Here is a 17,503-nt window from a genome sequence, read left to right as displayed (position 1 = left end):
GGGGTAAATAAGCGATATGACTGCCAACCAAATGGAACGAAAAAAAGTAACTATTCATATCACCAATGTCATCCGTCAGATGGATGCAGAAGAGAAATCCGATATGTCTGTTTCGGGTGTTTTTTACCGAGATAAAGGCAATCGTTATCTGCATTATGAGGAAAAACAATTAGCTGGAACAATTCGTACGGTTCTAAAAATTGCTGACAACGAACTACTTTTAATGAGAAGTGGTGCCGTAAATATGAGAATGCACTTTTTCCGAGATAATAGGAGAAGTACTGCGTCTGTTGATTCCGGAGCAGGGAAATTACAATTAGAATCAGAACTAGTATCAATGGAAGAACTATATGAAAATAAGCCAGATGTGCTTAGTGAAGTGGCCTTTCAATATGATTTGCTTAGCCACGGCGAATACATTGGCTCATATACTGTTTTAATGAAAATAGAGGAGGACGCAGAATGAATGTCATGCAAGAGAACCAAATTAAACTAATTGCACATATCAAACAAGCAGTTGTTCAAGCGGTTGGTTTAGAAGAAGCGGAAGTACCAGAAATTTTACTAGAAGTACCAAAAGATAAAAAGCATGGAGATTATTCGACTAATATAGCGATGCAACTTGCTAGAGTAGCTAAGAAAGCCCCTCGCCAAATTGCCGAAAGTATTGTACCAGAACTAAAAAAAGACAACAAATTAATTAAAGAAGTAGAAATCGCTGGACCAGGTTTTATTAATTTTTATTTAGATAATGCTTATTTAACTGATTTAGTTCCTGTGATTTTAACGGAAGATAAACAATACGGAGAGTCAGATTTTGGTAAAGGAGAAAAATTCCAAATTGAATTTGTTTCCGCGAACCCGACTGGCGATTTGCATTTAGGACATGCTCGTGGCGCTGCAATTGGAGATTCACTTGCAAATATTATGAAAATGGCTGGATTTGATGTTTCGAGAGAATATTACATTAATGATGCCGGAAATCAAATTAATAATTTAGTTCTTTCAGCGGAAGCTCGTTACTTTGAAGCACTAGGTTTAGATTCTGAATTCCCCGAGGATGGCTACCGTGGTGCGGATATTATTTCGCTTGGGAAAGATTTAGCTGCTAAGTATGGCGACAAATATGTGCACACAAGCGAAGAAGAGCGCCGTTCCGTTTTCCGCGTGGATGCGTTAGCGTTTGAAACAGGGAAATTACGTGCGGACCTAGAAGAATTCCGCGTTTCCTTTGATGAGTGGTTCTCAGAAACTTCTCTATACGAAGAAAATAAAGTATTACCAGCGTTAGAACGTTTACGCGAAAATGGCTATATTTATGAGCAAGATGGTGCGACATGGTTAAGAACGACTGATTTTGAAGATGACAAAGACCGCGTTTTAATCAAATCAGATGGTAGTTATACGTATTTCTTACCAGATATTGCGTACCACTTAAACAAATTAGAACGTGGCTTTGATGTGTTAATTGATATCTGGGGAGCAGATCACCACGGCTATATTCCTCGTATGCGTGCTGCAATTGAGGCACTTGGTTATTCGCCAAATCAACTAGAAGTAGAAATAATTCAACTTGTTCATTTGTTCGAAGACGGTGTTCAAGTTAAAATGAGTAAACGTACTGGTAAATCGGTTACGATGCGCGACTTAATTGAAGAAGTTGGCCTTGATGCGACAAGATATTTCTTTGCAATGCGTAGTTCAGACACACATATGAACTTTGATATGAGCTTAGCGAAATCTACATCTAATGATAATCCAGTTTATTATGTACAATATGCGCACGCCAGAATTTCTAGCATTTTACGTTCCGGTAAAGAACAAGGGCTAGAAGTAACGAAAGATGCGGATATGAGTTTATTACAAACCGAAGCAGAATATGATTTATTAAAAGTGTTAGGTGAGTTCGCGGATGTTGTTGCGGAAGCTGCTACAAAAAGAGCGCCACATCGTATCGTTCGCTACTTAAATGATTTAGCGTCTGCCTTCCACCGTTTCTACAATAGCAATAAAGTACTTGATATGGATAATTTAGAAGTAACAAAAGCAAGACTAGCACTTATTAAGACTGCGCAAATTACCCTTAGAAATGGTTTGACACTTCTAGGTGTATCAGCACCAGAAAAAATGTGATATCCTAAATTTATAGGTTACTCGTTGACGTCATAACCAAAATGTACTAAAGTTAATAGAAACATAGGTAATTGAAAAAACGGGGAGAGCATATGATGAAGCGATTAATAATTTTGGCGCTGCTTTTCGTGTTTCTGTGCGTCGCAATCTATATTCTCTACGACTTTCAACTTGGATCAATCCCAATTCTTTTAATGGCCATCCTTTTCTTTTACATCGGATATCAAATAGTCAAGAAGAATTGATGTAATTAAGAAAATTTAGGTTGTACTTGCCAGAAATAACATGTAAAATAGTGAAGTTGGGCTGAACGAAAAAATAACAGCTAAATAAATTGGAATTACGATAGAAAGGGCGTGCCAGTTTTGGATTTAAAGAACTTAACGCAAGAAGAACGTAGTGAACTATCTTTAATTGATGTTGCACATTTTATTTTGGAACAGCGGAAAGAAACCATTCTTTTCCCTGAATTAGTGAAAGAGATTCAAGCGTTCCTAGGTTTGAAAGATGCAGAAATAAGGGAGCGTCTTGTTCAATTTTATACAGATATGAATATTGATGGAAACTTTATTTCACTAGGAAACAACACGTGGGGACTTCGCGCATGGTATCCAATGGATGCAATTGATGAAGAAGTTCAAACACAAACAACACCGAAGAAAAAACGTAAATCAGACGATGATGACGATGAAGATGAAGAAATCTTGGATGATGACGTGGACTACGATGATGAAGAAATCGTAGAAGAACTTGGTGAAGAAGAAATCTCTCTTGCGGACGTTTTACTTGATGAAGAGGAAGATGACGACGATCATTTACCAGACGGAATCGAAGGCGACTTAGCAACAGTAGAAGATGATTATACGGATGGGGATTATACAGAAGACCCAGAAGATAAATAATAACTGAATTTTAATCAGATAGATGCGTCCATTTTTGTGGAAAAGTGTCTGTCTGATTTTTTTTAGCGTACTTAATGGATTGATGGCGGTTTCATAAAATAAAGACTTGACTTCTATCGCTATCATTAGTAGTATTTTATTTGGGCTCCCTTTTATAGGGACGGATATTTATGAGAATCGACGCTCCCTTACTTTTATGAAGTAGGCGGAGTGTTTTTTATTTTGGTTTACAAAATACTTGAAATTGTGATGGATACGTTAGAAAGATAATCACAATATTGTTTTATCTGGCAATTTCCCACCCCAGCAGGAAAATCGTCAGAACCCTGCAAGTTTTTCATTTCAGGAAGGAGTAGATTTTTTTAACATGACAAAGTATATTTTCGTTACAGGTGGCGTAGTTTCGTCAATCGGAAAAGGAATCACAGCAGCATCACTCGGACGTTTGCTGAAAAATCGTGGACTTAGTGTAACTATTCAAAAGTTTGATCCATACATCAATGTGGATCCAGGGACAATGAGCCCATACCAACACGGGGAAGTTTATGTGACAGATGACGGCGCAGAAACAGACCTAGACCTTGGCCATTACGAACGTTTTATCGATATTAACTTAAATAAATACAGCAACGTAACAACTGGTAAAGTTTACTCGGAAGTTATTAAAAAAGAACGTCGCGGGGATTACTTAGGTGGAACAGTGCAAGTTATTCCACATATTACAAACGAATTAAAAGATCGTGTTTTCCGTGCAGCTCGCATGACCAACTCAGATATTATTATCACAGAGATTGGTGGAACTGTAGGAGACATCGAATCATTACCATTCTTAGAAGCAATTCGCCAAATTAAAAGTGATGTTGGTGCAGAAAACGTACTTTACATCCACACAACGTTAATTCCTTACATCAAAGCAGCTGGCGAAATGAAAACTAAACCAACACAACATAGTGTAAAAGAACTTCGCAGCCTAGGAATTCAACCAAACATTATCGTTGTTCGTACAGAGCAACCAGTTTCACAAGAAATGAAAGACAAAATTGCGCTATTTTGTGATATTAAAGCTTCTGAGGTTATTGAATCTCGTGATGAAGAAACACTTTATAACGTACCACTTTCTCTACAAAAACAAAAAATGGATGATATTGTCCTAGAACACTTACAATTAGAAGCACCACAAGCGGAAATGACTGATTGGAAAAACTTAGTACATCGCGTGAAAAACCTTTCCAAAAAAGTTCGCATCGGCCTAGTTGGTAAATATGTTTCCTTGCAAGATGCATATCTTTCTGTAGCAGAAGCGCTTCGTCATGCAGGATATGATCACGATGCTGAAATCGAAATCGACTGGATTGATTCTGAGAAAGTAACAAAAGAAAATGTTGCTGAAATCATGAAAGATGTTGACGGTATCTTAGTTCCTGGTGGTTTTGGAGATCGAGCTATTGAAGGTAAAATTGCTGCTATCGAATATGCACGTGTAAATAAAGTTCCTTATTTTGGTATTTGTTTAGGTATGCAACTAGCAACAGTTGAATTTGCTCGTAACGTGCTTGGTCTTGAAGGCGCGCATTCAGCAGAAATCGAACCAGAAACAAAACATAACATCATTGATTTATTACCAGAACAAAAAAATATTGAAAACATGGGTGGAACACTTCGTCTAGGACTGTATCCAGCACGTATTAAGCAAGGCACTAAAGCCGAGGCTGCTTATGGTACAACTCTTGTTGAAGAGCGTCACCGTCATCGTTATGAGTTTAATAACGAATATAGAGAACAAATGGAAGAAGCTGGTATGATTGTTTCTGCAACAAGCCCAGATGGTCGTTTAGTTGAAGTAGTTGAATTAGCTGATCATCCTTGGTTTGTCGCTTGTCAATATCACCCAGAATTCATTTCTCGTCCAAATCGTCCGCAAAGCTTGTTTAAAGATTTTGTTGGCGCTGCGCTTAATAACAAATAAGGTAATAAAAAATCTCCCAGCCATAATTGGCTGGGAGATTTTTTATTATTATTTAGTAGCACTAAGGTTCGAAGCTTTTGTCCAACCAATAAAGGTGGAGCTTGTTCTTATTCGATACCAAAGTTGTCCTTCGACCGTTGCTTGTTTATCTACGGTGAGTTTTTGACCTTTGTAAGCAGCTAAAGTGCCCCATCTAACATCCGCATCTACAACAGGAACTTTGTAGTACGCTTCGTTTACTTTGTTCGCAATCACATAGCGAGTTAAATTAGTATCTTTCTCCATGCTTTGCTTATAGAACGTATCAAGTGCGCGAGTATCAACCCAACCGATTACTTTCCCATCAATACTAAATTGATACCAAGTAGTAATTACTGTTTTGGCTTCACGCAGGATCCGCATGTTTTTGCCTTGGTAGACCGAAAGTTGATTAACAGGTTTCGAACCTTCCGTTCTGTAAGGTTTTGTCCAAACGGCATTGCCTGGCGCTGTTTTCACTCTAGCATAGGCTGTGACACCTTTATCATATTCAATCTTATCGTAAGGCGTAGTTGTTGTTAAGTTCGAAGCTTTTGTCCAACCGATAAAAGTAGTGCTTGTTCTAACGCGGTACCAAAGTTGTCCTTCCACGGTTGCTTCTTTATCTACAGTTAGTTTTTGATCTTTATAAGCAGCTAAAGTGCCCCATCTAACATCCGCGTCCGCAACAGGAACTTTGTAATACGCTTCACCTGTTTTATTGGAAGCAACATAGCGAGTTAAATTAGTATCTTTCTCCATGCTTTGTTTGTAGAACGTATCAAGTGCACGAGTATCAACCCAACCGATTACTTTTCCATCAATACTAAATTGATACCAAGTAGTAATTACTGTTTTGGCTTCACGCAGGATCCGCATGTTTTTGCCTTGGTAGACCGAAAGCTGATTAACAGGTTTCGAGCCTTCCGTTCTGTAGGGTTTCGTCCAAACGGCATTGCCTGGCGCCGTTTTTACTCTGGCATAGGCTGTGACACCTTTATCATATTCGATTTTATCGAATGGAGAGGTAGCCGTTAAGTTGGATGCTTTCGTCCAACCAATGAAGGTAGACCCAGCTTTTACACGGTACCAAAGTTGTCCTTCTACAGTTGCTTGTTTATCCACGGTTAGTTTTTCGCTTTTATATGTGCTTAAAGTGCCCCATTTGACATCTGCATCTACAACCGGAACTTTGTAATACGCTTCACCTGTTTTGTTGGAAGCGACATAGCGAGTTAAATTAACTGGTGTTTCCATACTTTGTTTGTAGAACGTATCAAGTGCACGAGTGTCGACCCAACCAATTGTTTTGCCATCGATGCTAAATTGATACCAAGTAGTGATTGGTGTTTTAGCTTCGCGCAGGATTCGCATGTTTTTACCTTGGTAGACCGAAAGTGGATTAACAGGTTTCGAGCCTTCCGTTTTGTATGGTCTTGTCCAAACAGCATTGTAAGGTGCGGTTTTCACTCTAGCGTAGGCTGTGACAACTTTATCATATTCAATTTTATCGAATGGAGAGGTAGCCGTTAAGTTGGATGCTTTTGTCCAACCAATGAAGGTAGACCCAGCTTTTACACGGTACCAAAGTTGTCCTTCGACCGTTGCTTGTTTATCCACGGTTAGTTTTTCGCTTTTATATGTGCCTATAGTGCCCCATTTGACATCTGCATCTGCAAAAGGAACTTTGTAGTACGCTTCACCTGTTTTGTTGGAAGCGACATAGCGAGTTAAATTAGCTGGTGTTTCCATGCTTTGTTTGTAGAACGTATCAAGTGCACGAGTATCGACCCAACCAATTGTTTTGCCGTCGATGCTAAATTGATACCAAGTAGTGATTGGTGTTTTAGCTTCGCGCAGGATTCGCATGTTTTTACCTTGGTAGACCGAAAGTTGATTAACAAGCTTTGCGCCCTCCGTTTTGTATGGTCTTGTCCAAACGGCATTGCCTGGCGCCGTTTTCACTCTAGCATAGGCTGTAACACCTTTATCATATTCGATTTTGTCGTAAGTGACTTTGCTAGCTTGAATTGCTTTGTATTTTTCATTAATTAATGTAACAAAACTGTTGAAATTATAACCCCATTGGTTGAAATAGGAAACTGGGTCAGTATGCGTTGTACCACCAAGATATCGTGTAACCGCATCGTGGGACCAAACTGTTCCTTTGCCATCACTATGCGCACTGTCAACTGGAAGCTTATATTGATCTAAAAGGTACGCTGCATAATAAGCATAGTTATTAATAGAACGTGCAAATTCATCAAACGTCTTCGAACGAACTAATTCCACTTGGATAAAGCGAGCGTTGGCATATTGACCTGCTCCCCATACGCCATTTTCAGTTGGATGGATTTGAATGATACGAGATTTATCTACAAATGAATGAACGAATGCATTATTGTAGTTTCTGCTCATATAACTAATTTCGCCCTCAATAGTGGATGAATTATTTGCTGTTTCATGAATGACAACGCCTTCTGGTTTCCCGTAACCATTACGGTAATTAAATTTAGGAAATTGGCTTTTTAATTGTTTTTCAATGGAAGCTGTTGAAAATTTATTCGATTTAATATAGGAATTAACGTCAGGATATCCTGTTGTTGCGCGAAGTAATGGTACAGACTTCAGTACGCTATTAGTTCCATCTTCAAAGCCGTCATGTTCTTCCGTAGCAGTTCCGTCCCTTACTCCTTGGGGAATATAGATTGATTGATCATCTACACTTTGTACTGTTTCTGTGGAAGCTGCACTTGCTTTCTCTGTAATCATGGTAGCGGATACGCCAATAAAAGCAAGGCTCGTAAAAACAACCGCCGATTTTACTAATTTTTTCAAAGTTTAAATCCTCTCCTAACTGCACTTCTCTTAAATAAAAACAAAATTATTCTATTCTAATTATGACAACACGTTAAGGCGTAGTCAATGGATATCGGCAACAATGAACCTAATTGCACATGTTTTTTAATGGAAAAGTAATATAATTTCAAAATGGTACACAAAATGTAATTTTAACGAAGCACAACTATGCTTTTTGTAATGGGTAAAAAGACTCTAATAAAAGGATTTTTTCTTTTTCGGACAAACAAGTTGACATCGTTAAGGCAAAATAGGAAACTAAAATCATCTACAGGAAAGAGGGAGCGGCAATTTGCAGAAGAGAGCGATGATTATATACAATCCAGCAGCTGGGAAAAATAAGTTTCGAAAACTACTACCAGATGCGGAAAGAATTTTAACTGAAGCGGATTTAGAAGTAACGCTAGTCCCATCAACGCCAAAGCCAAAAAGTACAACGGAAATTGCGCGACATGCGGCTGAATCAGGTTATGATATAGTAATTGCTGCTGGTGGCGATGGAACAGTCAATGAAGTTGTTAACGGCTTAATGCAAGTCGAAAAAAGACCAAAGTTAGGGATTTTACCAGTAGGCACAACGAATGATTATGCAAGGGCGCTAAATGTGGCTAAAGATCCATTAGAAGCACTTCACATTATAGCTACCCAAGAAACTATTCGCGTAGATATTGGGAAAGCGAATGAAAACGAGTTTTTTATCAATAATGCAGCTGGAGGAAGAATCACTGAAATAACCTACGCGGTAAAAGAATCAATGAAATCCAAATGGGGCAGGCTTGCTTATCTATTCAGCGGGCTTACAGTTCTTCCAAAATTATCTCCGGTAAATGTAGAAATTTCTTATAATAATGAAATTTTCAAAGGAGAAATTCTACTATTTTTTGTTAATAAATCCAATTCTGTCGGCGGAATGGAAACATTATGTCCTCCTGCAGAGCTAAACAGCGGGATGTTCGAACTTTTAATTTTAAAAAAAGTATCCCCAAAAAAACTATTTCAACTTTTTGCTTCAATTAAAAAAGGGACGCATTTAAGCAGTTCGGATGTGATTCATGCACGCACGGGTAAAGTCGAAGTGAAAAGTGATGCAGATTTAAATGTAAGTTACGACGGAGTATATGGTGGGAAAGCACCGTATATACTAGAGGTAATCCCAGAAGCATTAGAAGTATTTGCTGATGAAAAACGAATTTCAGCCCGTCTTAGAGGCTAAAGCGTTTTCACTAGAAAATTTTCTGGTTTTTATGGTAAATTCATCACAAATCTGTTATCATATGTTTGTTAGGGGAAAATAGCTGCCACTATTTTTCACGGCGGAAATTCAAATCTTAGGGAAAATCAAAATGGTTTTCCTAAATTCCTGAGGGAGGAAATTGTATTATGCCTATCGTTAACATGACAGACATGCTGAAAAAAGCATTAGCTGGAAAATATGCTGTTGGTCAATTCAACATCAACAACCTTGAATGGACTCAAGCTATTTTGAAAGCTGCAGAAGCAGAAAAAGCACCAGTTATTTTAGGAGTTTCTGAAGGAGCTGCTAAATACATGGGAGGATTCAAAACAGTTGTAAAAATGACTGAAGGACTTGTAGAAGACCTGAAAATCACTGTACCTGTTGCGATTCACCTTGATCATGGTTCAAGCTTTGATTCTTGTAAAGCGGCTATCGATGCAGGATTCTCTTCTGTAATGATCGACGGCTCTCACCACCCAATCGACGAAAACATTGCAATGACTAAACAAGTTGTTGATTATGCGCACGCTAAAGGCGTATCTGTTGAAGCTGAAATTGGAACTGTTGGTGGAGACGAAGACGGAGTTACTGGTGGAATCAACTATGCTGATCCACAAGAATGTTTACGTGTAGTTAAAGAAGCTAACATTGATGCACTTGCTGCAGCATTAGGTTCTGTTCACGGTCCTTACCACGGCGAACCAGTTCTTGGTTTTGACGAAATGAAAGAAATCTCCGAACTTACAGGTGCTCCACTTGTACTTCACGGTGGTTCTGGAATTCCTGAACACCAAATCAAAAAAGCAATTGAACTAGGTCACAGCAAAATCAACGTTAACACTGAATGCCAAATCGTTTGGACTGCAGCTGTTCGCGAAAAATTAGCTACTGATGACAAAGTTTATGATCCACGTAAAGTAATCGGCCCTGGTGTGGACGCGATTATCAAAACTGTTTCAGAAAAAATTCAAGAGTTTGGTTCTAACGGTAAAGCGTAAGACGAACTTTATGATGATATAAAAATAACTGGTAGGATCACTTGTTGATTTTGCCAGTTATTTTTTATGTGTTGCGAAGGGGTTATATAGAAGGAATTTAATTATCGTTATTAAGGCTAATATGGTATGATAACTATAGCTTTCATTTAATAAAAAGAAACACTCCAAATTTCCCGATTAAAAATCATGCTTCAGGCGCATGTTTTATCTAAATAATTGAGTCATAATGTAGTTAGTTATGTGATACGACTTACTATAGTTATGTTATAATAATATATTAAATGATGAATGAACCAACGAGGAAGAGAGTAGGCGATAGTAATGAATATAGGGATTTTTACGGATACCTACAGTCCGCAAATTAGCGGTGTAGCTACATCGATAATGATTATGGAAAACGAACTAAGAAAACAAGGGCACACTGTATATATTTTTACAACAACTGACCCAAACGCTGATAGAGAAAGCGAAGAGGGTCGTGTGTTTCGTTTACCAAGTATTCCGTTCGTCTTTTTTCCAGAACGTCGCGTAGCAATTGCTGGAATGAATAAGTTTATTAAGCTAGTAGGTCGCTTGGACTTAGATATAATTCACACACATACGGAGTTTTCATTAGGTCTTTTAGGTAAGCGAATTGCTAAAAAATATCATATTCCTTCTATCCATACCTACCACACAATGTATGTCGATTACTTGCATTATATTGCGAAAGGTAAAATTTTAACACCTACTATGGTGGGGAAAATGACAAAATCATTTTGTGATAGCTATGACGCCATAATCACTCCAACAGCAAAAGTAAGGCATCACTTAGAAGAACAAGGTATCCACAAATTAATGTACACCGTTCCAACAGGCACAGATATTTCATCATTCGCGCCAGTTGAAAAACAACAAATTATAGAGTTGAAAAAATCACTTGGTATTGGAGAAAATGATCCAGTGATACTTTCGCTTGGAAGAATTGCGCATGAAAAAAATATTGATGCGATTATTAATGCAATGCCAGAAGTCCTTCAAACCAAAACAACAGCCAAATTGGTCATCGTTGGTGATGGCCCGGTGCGTAAAGACTTAGAAAAATTAGTAGAAGAAAAACAATTAGCAGACCATGTTATTTTCACTGGTGCAGTTGACTGGGAAAATATTAGTTTATATTACCAATTAGGTGATTTGTTTGTGAGTGCTTCAACGACAGAAACACAAGGCTTGACTTACGCAGAAGCAATGGCGGCTTCCTTACCAGTTGTTGCCAAACGTGATGAAAGTATTGAAGGCTTTTTAAGCGACCGAGAAACTGCCTTTTTATTCGATGAAGATAGTGAACTTGCATCGCTGTTAATAAATATACTTTCGGACAAAAATACGGCAACATTGGTTGCTACGAATGGCCGTGTCAAAGTGGAATCTATTTCTGCGGATCAATTTGGAATCAACATTGAATCTACATACAATGAAGTTCGTGAAATATACCGGGTAAAGCGCCAGAATGGGACGATTAAAGTAAAGCCCACGCTAATAAAAAGTAAAATAGCTTCACAAGTATTTTCACTATCTTCTTCTACACACGTTCAAAGGAAAGAGAGGTCATCGCGGCGTGATTAAGTTGACAATGCTATCTTCGGCAGAAAAAGTAAAAGGTCAGGGTGTAGCATCAGCTTACCGCGAACTTGTGAATTTGCTAGAAGAACGATATAAGAATGAAATTGATATGAAGATTAATAGTTTTGAGAAATCGGATATCACGCATTATCATACCGTTGATTTCCGTTTTTTTCTTTCGACTTTTTTTAAGAAGAAACGAGGCGTTCGAGTTGGATATGTCCATTTTTTGCCCGAAACAATGGAAGGCAGCCTCAAATTACCTTGGATTGCTCGCGTAGTTTTCTATAAATATTTGATTGGTTTTTATAAACGAATGGATGAGATTGTTGTTGTAAACCCATCATTCATTCCCAAACTTACGGCTTATAATATTCCAGAAGAAAAAATTCATTATATCCCGAATTTCGTTTCCAAAAAGAGCTTTTTTCCTATTTCAAAAGGAGAAAAAGAACTTGCTCGGGCAAAATATGAAATTCCGGCGGACAAATTTACTGTGATTGGAATTGGTCAAGTGCAACATCGTAAAGGTGTGCTTGATTTTATCGAAGTAGCCAAAAAACTTCCTGATGTTCAATTTGTTTGGGCGGGCGGATTTTCTTTTGGGAAAATTACTTCGGGTTACGAGGAATTGAAAAAAATTTATGACAATCCACCGAGTAACGTGAAATTTATTGGCATTGTGGATCGTTCAGAAATGAATGCATGTATCAATATGGCGGATGTGTTCTTTATGCCTTCTTACAATGAGCTATTTCCGATGGCGATTTTGGAAGCGATGAGTTGTGATGTTCCAATATTATTACGAAATTTAGATTTGTACGAAGAAATTTTAGATGGTTACTACGTGAAAGAAGTGGACAACCCTGGATTTATTCGGGCTATTGAACGTTTAGAAAATGATACAGATTATTATAATGAAATGTTACAAGCTTCAAAACGAGGAGCAACTTATTATTCGGAGGACCGACTAGCTGCAATATGGTTGGACTTTTATCAAGGATTATTAACGAAGGAGTGAACGCAGTGAGTGGAGACGCAAAGAAAAACCTATTTAATATTGCGATTGTATTAGCCATTAGCATCGGTTTCATTATCTGGCAATTTCAAGGCGTAGATATCTCCACTTTTTTTGCTTCGATGTTAAAAGTGAATCCTTGGTGGCTCTTGGCGGCATTTGCTGCGATGTTTATTTATTGGTTTTTGGAGGCTGTGGTGCTGCAAACTGCATCGAAACCAGCCAATAAAGATCAACGTTTTTTTTCGTCGTTCCGCATTACGATGATTGGTCAATTTTTTAATACGATTACTCCAATGGCGACTGGCGGACAGCCCGCGCAACTTGTTATGTTGACGAAACAAGGCATGGATGCGGGGCGAGGAAGTTCGGTTTTGCTCGTGAAATTTATTATTTATCAAGCGATGGTCGTGCTGAACTTTTTAGTTATTTTGATTTTTGGTATTCATTATTTAATGACTGGCGTAACGCAACTGAAATTCCTTGTTTTACTTGGGTTTGGTGTGCATGTCCTCGTCATTGCTGCGCTTATTTTAGTAGGTAGAAGCCAAAAATTCACGACAAAATTAGTGCACGTATTACTTATACCAACACGCCTATTTATGAAAAAGGAAAAAGTGGCTAATTTAAGAAATACATTAGATGAAAAAATTATTACCTTCCATGAAGAAAGTAGCCGTATTGGTAAAGACTGGAAATTGATTGTTCGTTGTTGTTTTTATACTACATTGCAACTTTGGATTTACTTTTCGATTCCGTTCTTTATTTTACAGGCGATTGGCGTGACTGGGATTGGCCTTTATATGGCGATTACGTATCATGCGTTTATTATTATGTTTGCGACGGTTATGCCAACTCCGGGAGGGGCTGGGGGAGCTGAGTATACTTTCACCTTATTATTCGGTATGTTACTCGGTCCGGCAAAACTCCTAATGGCACTTGTTTTGTGGCGTATTATTACTTATTATAGCTGCATCGTTTTCGGTGCGGGCGCTTTATTAATAAAAGATACCGCTTCGAAAAAAATTAAACCGCGTATCGAAGCACTCGCAAAAGCACCAGCCAAAAATATACCACAATGATAAAAAGCTTGGGGCGTAATGTTCCCAGCTTTTTTTAGAGAAAGCTTCTTGCAAAGTAAAACAAATTAATGGATAATGAAAAAGTATTACAAGCTTCAGGAAAGAAGGGTACATTTGTGACGGATAAATTGATTATTCAAGGCGGTAAAAAATTAGCTGGCACTTTGCAAGTAGATGGTGCAAAAAATAGTGCGGTGGCCTTGATTCCAGCTGCAATTTTGGCGGAGTCTGAAGTGGTTTTAGAAGGTTTACCAGATATTTCGGATGTTCACACACTTTATAATATTTTAGAAGAACTTGGCGGCACGGTTCGCTATGATAATAAAACAGCAGTTATTGACCCAACAGATATGATTTCTATGCCGCTTCCATCAGGAAATGTGAAGAAATTACGTGCTTCCTATTATTTAATGGGTGCAATGCTAGGTCGATTTAAAAAAGCGGTTATTGGACTTCCAGGCGGTTGTTACTTAGGGCCACGTCCAATCGACCAACATATAAAAGGTTTTGAAGCATTAGGCGCAAAAGTAACAAACGAGCAAGGTGCGATTTATTTGCGTGCCGACGAACTCAAAGGTGCACGAATTTATTTAGATGTAGTAAGTGTTGGAGCGACCATTAATATCATGCTAGCGGCTGTTCGTGCAAAAGGCAAAACGGTTATCGAAAATGCAGCTAAAGAGCCAGAAATTATTGATGTTGCAACGCTTTTAACAAATATGGGAGCAATTATTAAAGGTGCAGGAACTGATACTATTCGAATCACTGGGGTAGATCATTTACATGGTTGTCATCATACAATTATTCCGGATCGAATCGAAGCAGGGACATTCATGGTACTTGCAGCAGCTTCTGGGAAGGGCGTACGAATCGAAAATGTCATCCCCACCCATTTAGAAGGAATCATTGCAAAGCTCACAGAAATGGGCGTGCCGATGGATATCGAAGAAGATGCTATTTTTGTTGGGGAAGTAGAGAAAATAAAAAAAGTAGATATTAAAACTTACGCTTATCCAGGTTTCCCAACGGACTTACAACAACCGTTAACTGCTCTTTTAACACGTGCGGAAGGTAGCAGTGTCATCACCGATACGATCTATCCAAGCCGTTTTAAACACATTGCGGAGATTGAACGAATGGGCGGCAAGTTCAAACTTGAAGGTCGTTCGGCGGTTATAAGTGGTCCTGTGCAACTTCAAGGTTCTAAAGTGACAGCGACAGATTTACGTGCCGGTGCAGCGCTTGTTATTGCAGCACTTTTAGCTGACGGAGAAACTGAAATTCACGGGGTGGAACATATCGAACGTGGTTACAGTAAAATTATTGAAAAATTATCTGCTATTGGCGCAAATATTACTCGTAGTAGCGCAGCAGAAACAAAATTATAAAAAATGAGGCTGAGCGAATCAAGTCGTTTCAGCCTTCCCTCTAAATCCCTCCAGTATCAATTATTCCTAAATACTATTTATTAACTCAAAAAGGTGGTACATATATGGCTAAACTGTCCATTGCATACTTAGAAAGTTTAACAATAAAAGAGATCTATGCTTTAGCAAAAGAACACAAAATTGCCTATTATAGCAAATTAACTAAACGAGAATTAATTTTTGCTTTATTAAAATCAAACGCAGAAAAAGAAGGATTTTTCTTCATGGAAGGTGTATTAGAAATTATCCCAAATGAAGGTTTTGGCTTCTTACGTCCAATCAACTATTCTTCCAGCTCAGAAGATATTTACATTTCAGCTTCCCAAATTAGACGTTTCGAGTTAAGAACTGGGGATAAGGTTTCTGGAAAAGTTCGTCCTCCGAAAGAAAATGAACGTTATTTTGGTTTACTCCATGTCGAGGCTGTCAATGGAGAAAACCCAGAAGTGGCTAAAGAAAGAGTGCATTTCCCAGGGCTAACACCGCTTTATCCAGATCGTCAAATTCATTTAGAAACAGGCAAAAATCCTATTTCCACAAGAACGATTGATTTGATTTCACCAATTGGTTTTGGTCAACGTGGACTTATTGTAGCTCCGCCAAAAGCAGGTAAAACGGTATTACTTAAAGAAATTGCGAACGCGATTACTACTAATCATCCAGAGTCAGAATTGATTGTCTTGTTAATTGATGAGCGTCCGGAAGAAGTAACTGATATCGAACGTTCTGTAAAGGCCGATGTTGTCAGTTCCACATTTGATGAAGTACCTGAAAATCACATTAAAGTAGCAGAACTGGTTCTTGAACGAGCGATGCGTTTAGTAGAACAAAAACGTGATGTGGTCATTTTAATGGATAGTATTACGCGACTTGCGAGAGCCTATAACCTAGTGATTCCGCCAAGTGGTCGAACGCTTTCCGGGGGGATTGATCCTGCTGCATTCCATAGACCGAAGCGCTTCTTTGGAGCTGCTCGTAATATTGAAGAAGGTGGAAGCTTAACCATTCTTGCCACAGCATTAGTTGACACGGGTTCTCGAATGGACGACGTTATTTACGAGGAATTCAAAGGAACGGGGAACATGGAATTACACCTCGATCGCCAACTTGCCGAACGCCGCGTTTTCCCGGCAATCGATATGCGCCGTTCTGGAACAAGAAAAGAAGAGCTACTCCTATCCAAAGAGCGCTTAGAACAACTTTGGAAAATCCGCAAAGCAATGCCAAAACAAAGCGATGGACTAGACATTTCAGAACGTTTCGTACGCTATCTGAAGAAAACAGAGAATAATGAAGCTTTTTATGAATTATTGCAAGAAGAGATGTTTAAAAAATAAACCAAAAATACTACAGAGAAAGAAGTTATTTTATGAGCAAAATAAGACAATTATTAAATAAAATTCCGTGGTACACAGATCAAGTACACAGTATATTCATGTACCTAATTATGGGTGGATTTACGACAGTTATTAACATCGTAACATTTTGGTTATGTACTTATGTTTTGAACTGGGATTACCGTATCGCAAATACTATTGCTTTTATCGCATCTGTACTTTTCGCTTACTTTTCAAATAAAAAATTTGTTTTTGACAGTTATACGCCGACTTGGAAAGATCGTCTTCGTGAAGCGAGTTCTTTCTTTGGTTTTCGTTGTTTAACCTATATAATAGATATTTTAGTCATGATTCTTTTAATCAGTTATTTATCTGTAGACGAATTATGGGCGAAAATCTGGACCAATATTATTGTGCTTGTACTGAACTATGTGTTTAGTAAATGGATAATCTTTAAAGTGCAAAAATAATCTTGCTTGTTTGCTTCAACATTGTTATAATATTTATACTGTGTGTAAAAGCACTTAATTACTCTGTTTCAGATGATTCAGGGCGAAGGAGTTGAAAAGAAATGAAAACTGGAATTCATCCTGAGTACCGTCCAGTGGTATTTGTTGATACTAGTACTGATTTCAAATTTTTGTCAGGTTCTACTAAGAGCTCAAGCGAAACAATTAAATGGGAAGATGGCAACGAGTATCCATTACTTCGTGTCGAAATCTCTTCTGATTCGCACCCGTTCTATACTGGTAAACAAAAACATGCGACTGCAGACGGCCGTGTGGACCGCTTCAACAAAAAATACGGTCTCAAATAAGACTGTATGTAACGAACGAAATAATTTGCGCACTCAGCTTTTGCTGGGTGTGTTTTTTTATGGAAATTTTCCTTATAGCTACTAAAAATAAAAACTTTCCTTTCAAG

General features: G+C 38.2%; 14 protein-coding genes. 13 read left to right on the top strand and 1 reads right to left on the bottom strand.

What is annotated here, in order from left to right; translation table 11 throughout:
* Positions 1-16: 16 nt before the first annotated feature.
* The 4 genes from AB2Q86_RS13320 (at position 17) to AB2Q86_RS13305 (ending at position 5,001) form a co-directional block, all read left to right on the top strand.
* Entirely contained in the window at positions 17-466 is a 450-nt protein-coding gene (locus tag AB2Q86_RS13320; protein WP_003723610.1) for a DUF1934 domain-containing protein, read from the top strand.
* Positions 463-2,133, top strand: a complete 1,671-nt coding sequence (gene argS, locus AB2Q86_RS13315; protein ID WP_012580731.1) for an arginine--tRNA ligase — start codon at positions 463-465, stop codon at positions 2,131-2,133. The genes AB2Q86_RS13320 and argS overlap by 4 nt, the downstream gene beginning before the upstream one ends.
* A 365-nt stretch (positions 2,134-2,498) precedes the next feature.
* Positions 2,499-3,035, top strand: coding sequence for a DNA-directed RNA polymerase subunit delta (rpoE, locus tag AB2Q86_RS13310; RefSeq protein ID WP_003729268.1), 537 nt, complete (start codon positions 2,499-2,501; stop codon positions 3,033-3,035).
* Between the two features lie 367 nt (positions 3,036-3,402).
* Positions 3,403-5,001, top strand: a complete 1,599-nt coding sequence (locus AB2Q86_RS13305) for a CTP synthase (protein WP_003726102.1) — start codon at positions 3,403-3,405, stop codon at positions 4,999-5,001.
* 48 nt (positions 5,002-5,049) lie between these two features.
* Here the strand turns inward: AB2Q86_RS13305 and AB2Q86_RS13300 are convergent, their stop codons facing one another.
* On the bottom strand, positions 5,050-7,857 hold the full coding sequence (locus AB2Q86_RS13300) for a GW domain-containing glycosaminoglycan-binding protein (protein ID WP_014589136.1): 2,808 nt from the start codon (positions 7,855-7,857) through the stop codon (positions 5,050-5,052).
* 313 nt (positions 7,858-8,170) lie between these two features.
* Here AB2Q86_RS13300 and AB2Q86_RS13295 point away from each other — a divergent pair, with 313 nt between their 5' ends.
* The 9 genes from AB2Q86_RS13295 to AB2Q86_RS13255 all read left to right on the top strand — a co-directional run bounded on the left by AB2Q86_RS13295 (position 8,171) and on the right by AB2Q86_RS13255 (position 17,396).
* Positions 8,171-9,091 carry a diacylglycerol kinase family lipid kinase gene (locus tag AB2Q86_RS13295; RefSeq protein ID WP_014589135.1) on the top strand — a complete coding sequence of 307 codons (921 nt, stop codon included), beginning with the start codon at positions 8,171-8,173 and terminating at the stop codon, positions 9,089-9,091.
* 167 nt (positions 9,092-9,258) lie between these two features.
* Positions 9,259-10,113, top strand: a complete 855-nt coding sequence (gene fba / locus AB2Q86_RS13290; protein WP_003729264.1) for a class II fructose-1,6-bisphosphate aldolase — start codon at positions 9,259-9,261, stop codon at positions 10,111-10,113.
* Between the two features lie 321 nt (positions 10,114-10,434).
* A complete protein-coding gene (locus tag AB2Q86_RS13285) occupies positions 10,435-11,718 on the top strand; it encodes a glycosyltransferase family 4 protein (protein WP_012580735.1) in 1,284 nt (427 codons plus the stop codon).
* Complete coding sequence (locus tag AB2Q86_RS13280; RefSeq protein ID WP_014598983.1) at positions 11,711-12,736, top strand: glycosyltransferase family 4 protein; 1,026 nt, start codon at positions 11,711-11,713, stop codon at positions 12,734-12,736. Before AB2Q86_RS13285 ends, AB2Q86_RS13280 begins: the two co-directional genes overlap by 8 nt.
* A gap of 5 nt (positions 12,737-12,741) precedes the next feature.
* Positions 12,742-13,815 (top strand): YbhN family protein, encoded by a 1,074-nt coding sequence (locus tag AB2Q86_RS13275; protein ID WP_012580737.1) that lies wholly within the window; start codon positions 12,742-12,744, stop codon positions 13,813-13,815.
* A 116-nt stretch (positions 13,816-13,931) separates the two neighbouring features.
* The gene (locus AB2Q86_RS13270) at positions 13,932-15,203 is read left to right on the top strand and encodes a UDP-N-acetylglucosamine 1-carboxyvinyltransferase (protein WP_003729260.1); all 1,272 of its coding nucleotides are present in this window, start codon (positions 13,932-13,934) and stop codon (positions 15,201-15,203) included.
* Between the two features lie 104 nt (positions 15,204-15,307).
* On the top strand, positions 15,308-16,579 hold the full coding sequence (rho, locus tag AB2Q86_RS13265; RefSeq protein ID WP_003729259.1) for a transcription termination factor Rho: 1,272 nt from the start codon (positions 15,308-15,310) through the stop codon (positions 16,577-16,579).
* A 32-nt stretch (positions 16,580-16,611) separates the two neighbouring features.
* Positions 16,612-17,049, top strand: a complete 438-nt coding sequence (gene gtcA, locus AB2Q86_RS13260; RefSeq protein ID WP_003729258.1) for a cell wall teichoic acid glycosylation protein GtcA — start codon at positions 16,612-16,614, stop codon at positions 17,047-17,049.
* 101 nt (positions 17,050-17,150) lie between these two features.
* Positions 17,151-17,396: a type B 50S ribosomal protein L31 gene (locus tag AB2Q86_RS13255; RefSeq protein ID WP_003726356.1), complete on the top strand. Its 246-nt coding sequence runs from the start codon at positions 17,151-17,153 to the stop codon at positions 17,394-17,396.
* Positions 17,397-17,503 lie beyond the last annotated feature (107 nt).

The sequence above is a fragment of the Listeria monocytogenes genome, from assembly GCF_041765605.1.
GTDB classification, from domain to species: domain Bacteria; phylum Bacillota; class Bacilli; order Lactobacillales; family Listeriaceae; genus Listeria; species Listeria monocytogenes_D.
The sequence above is the reverse complement of the archived record's forward strand: the minus strand, read 5'-3'. Positions and strand labels throughout refer to the sequence as shown.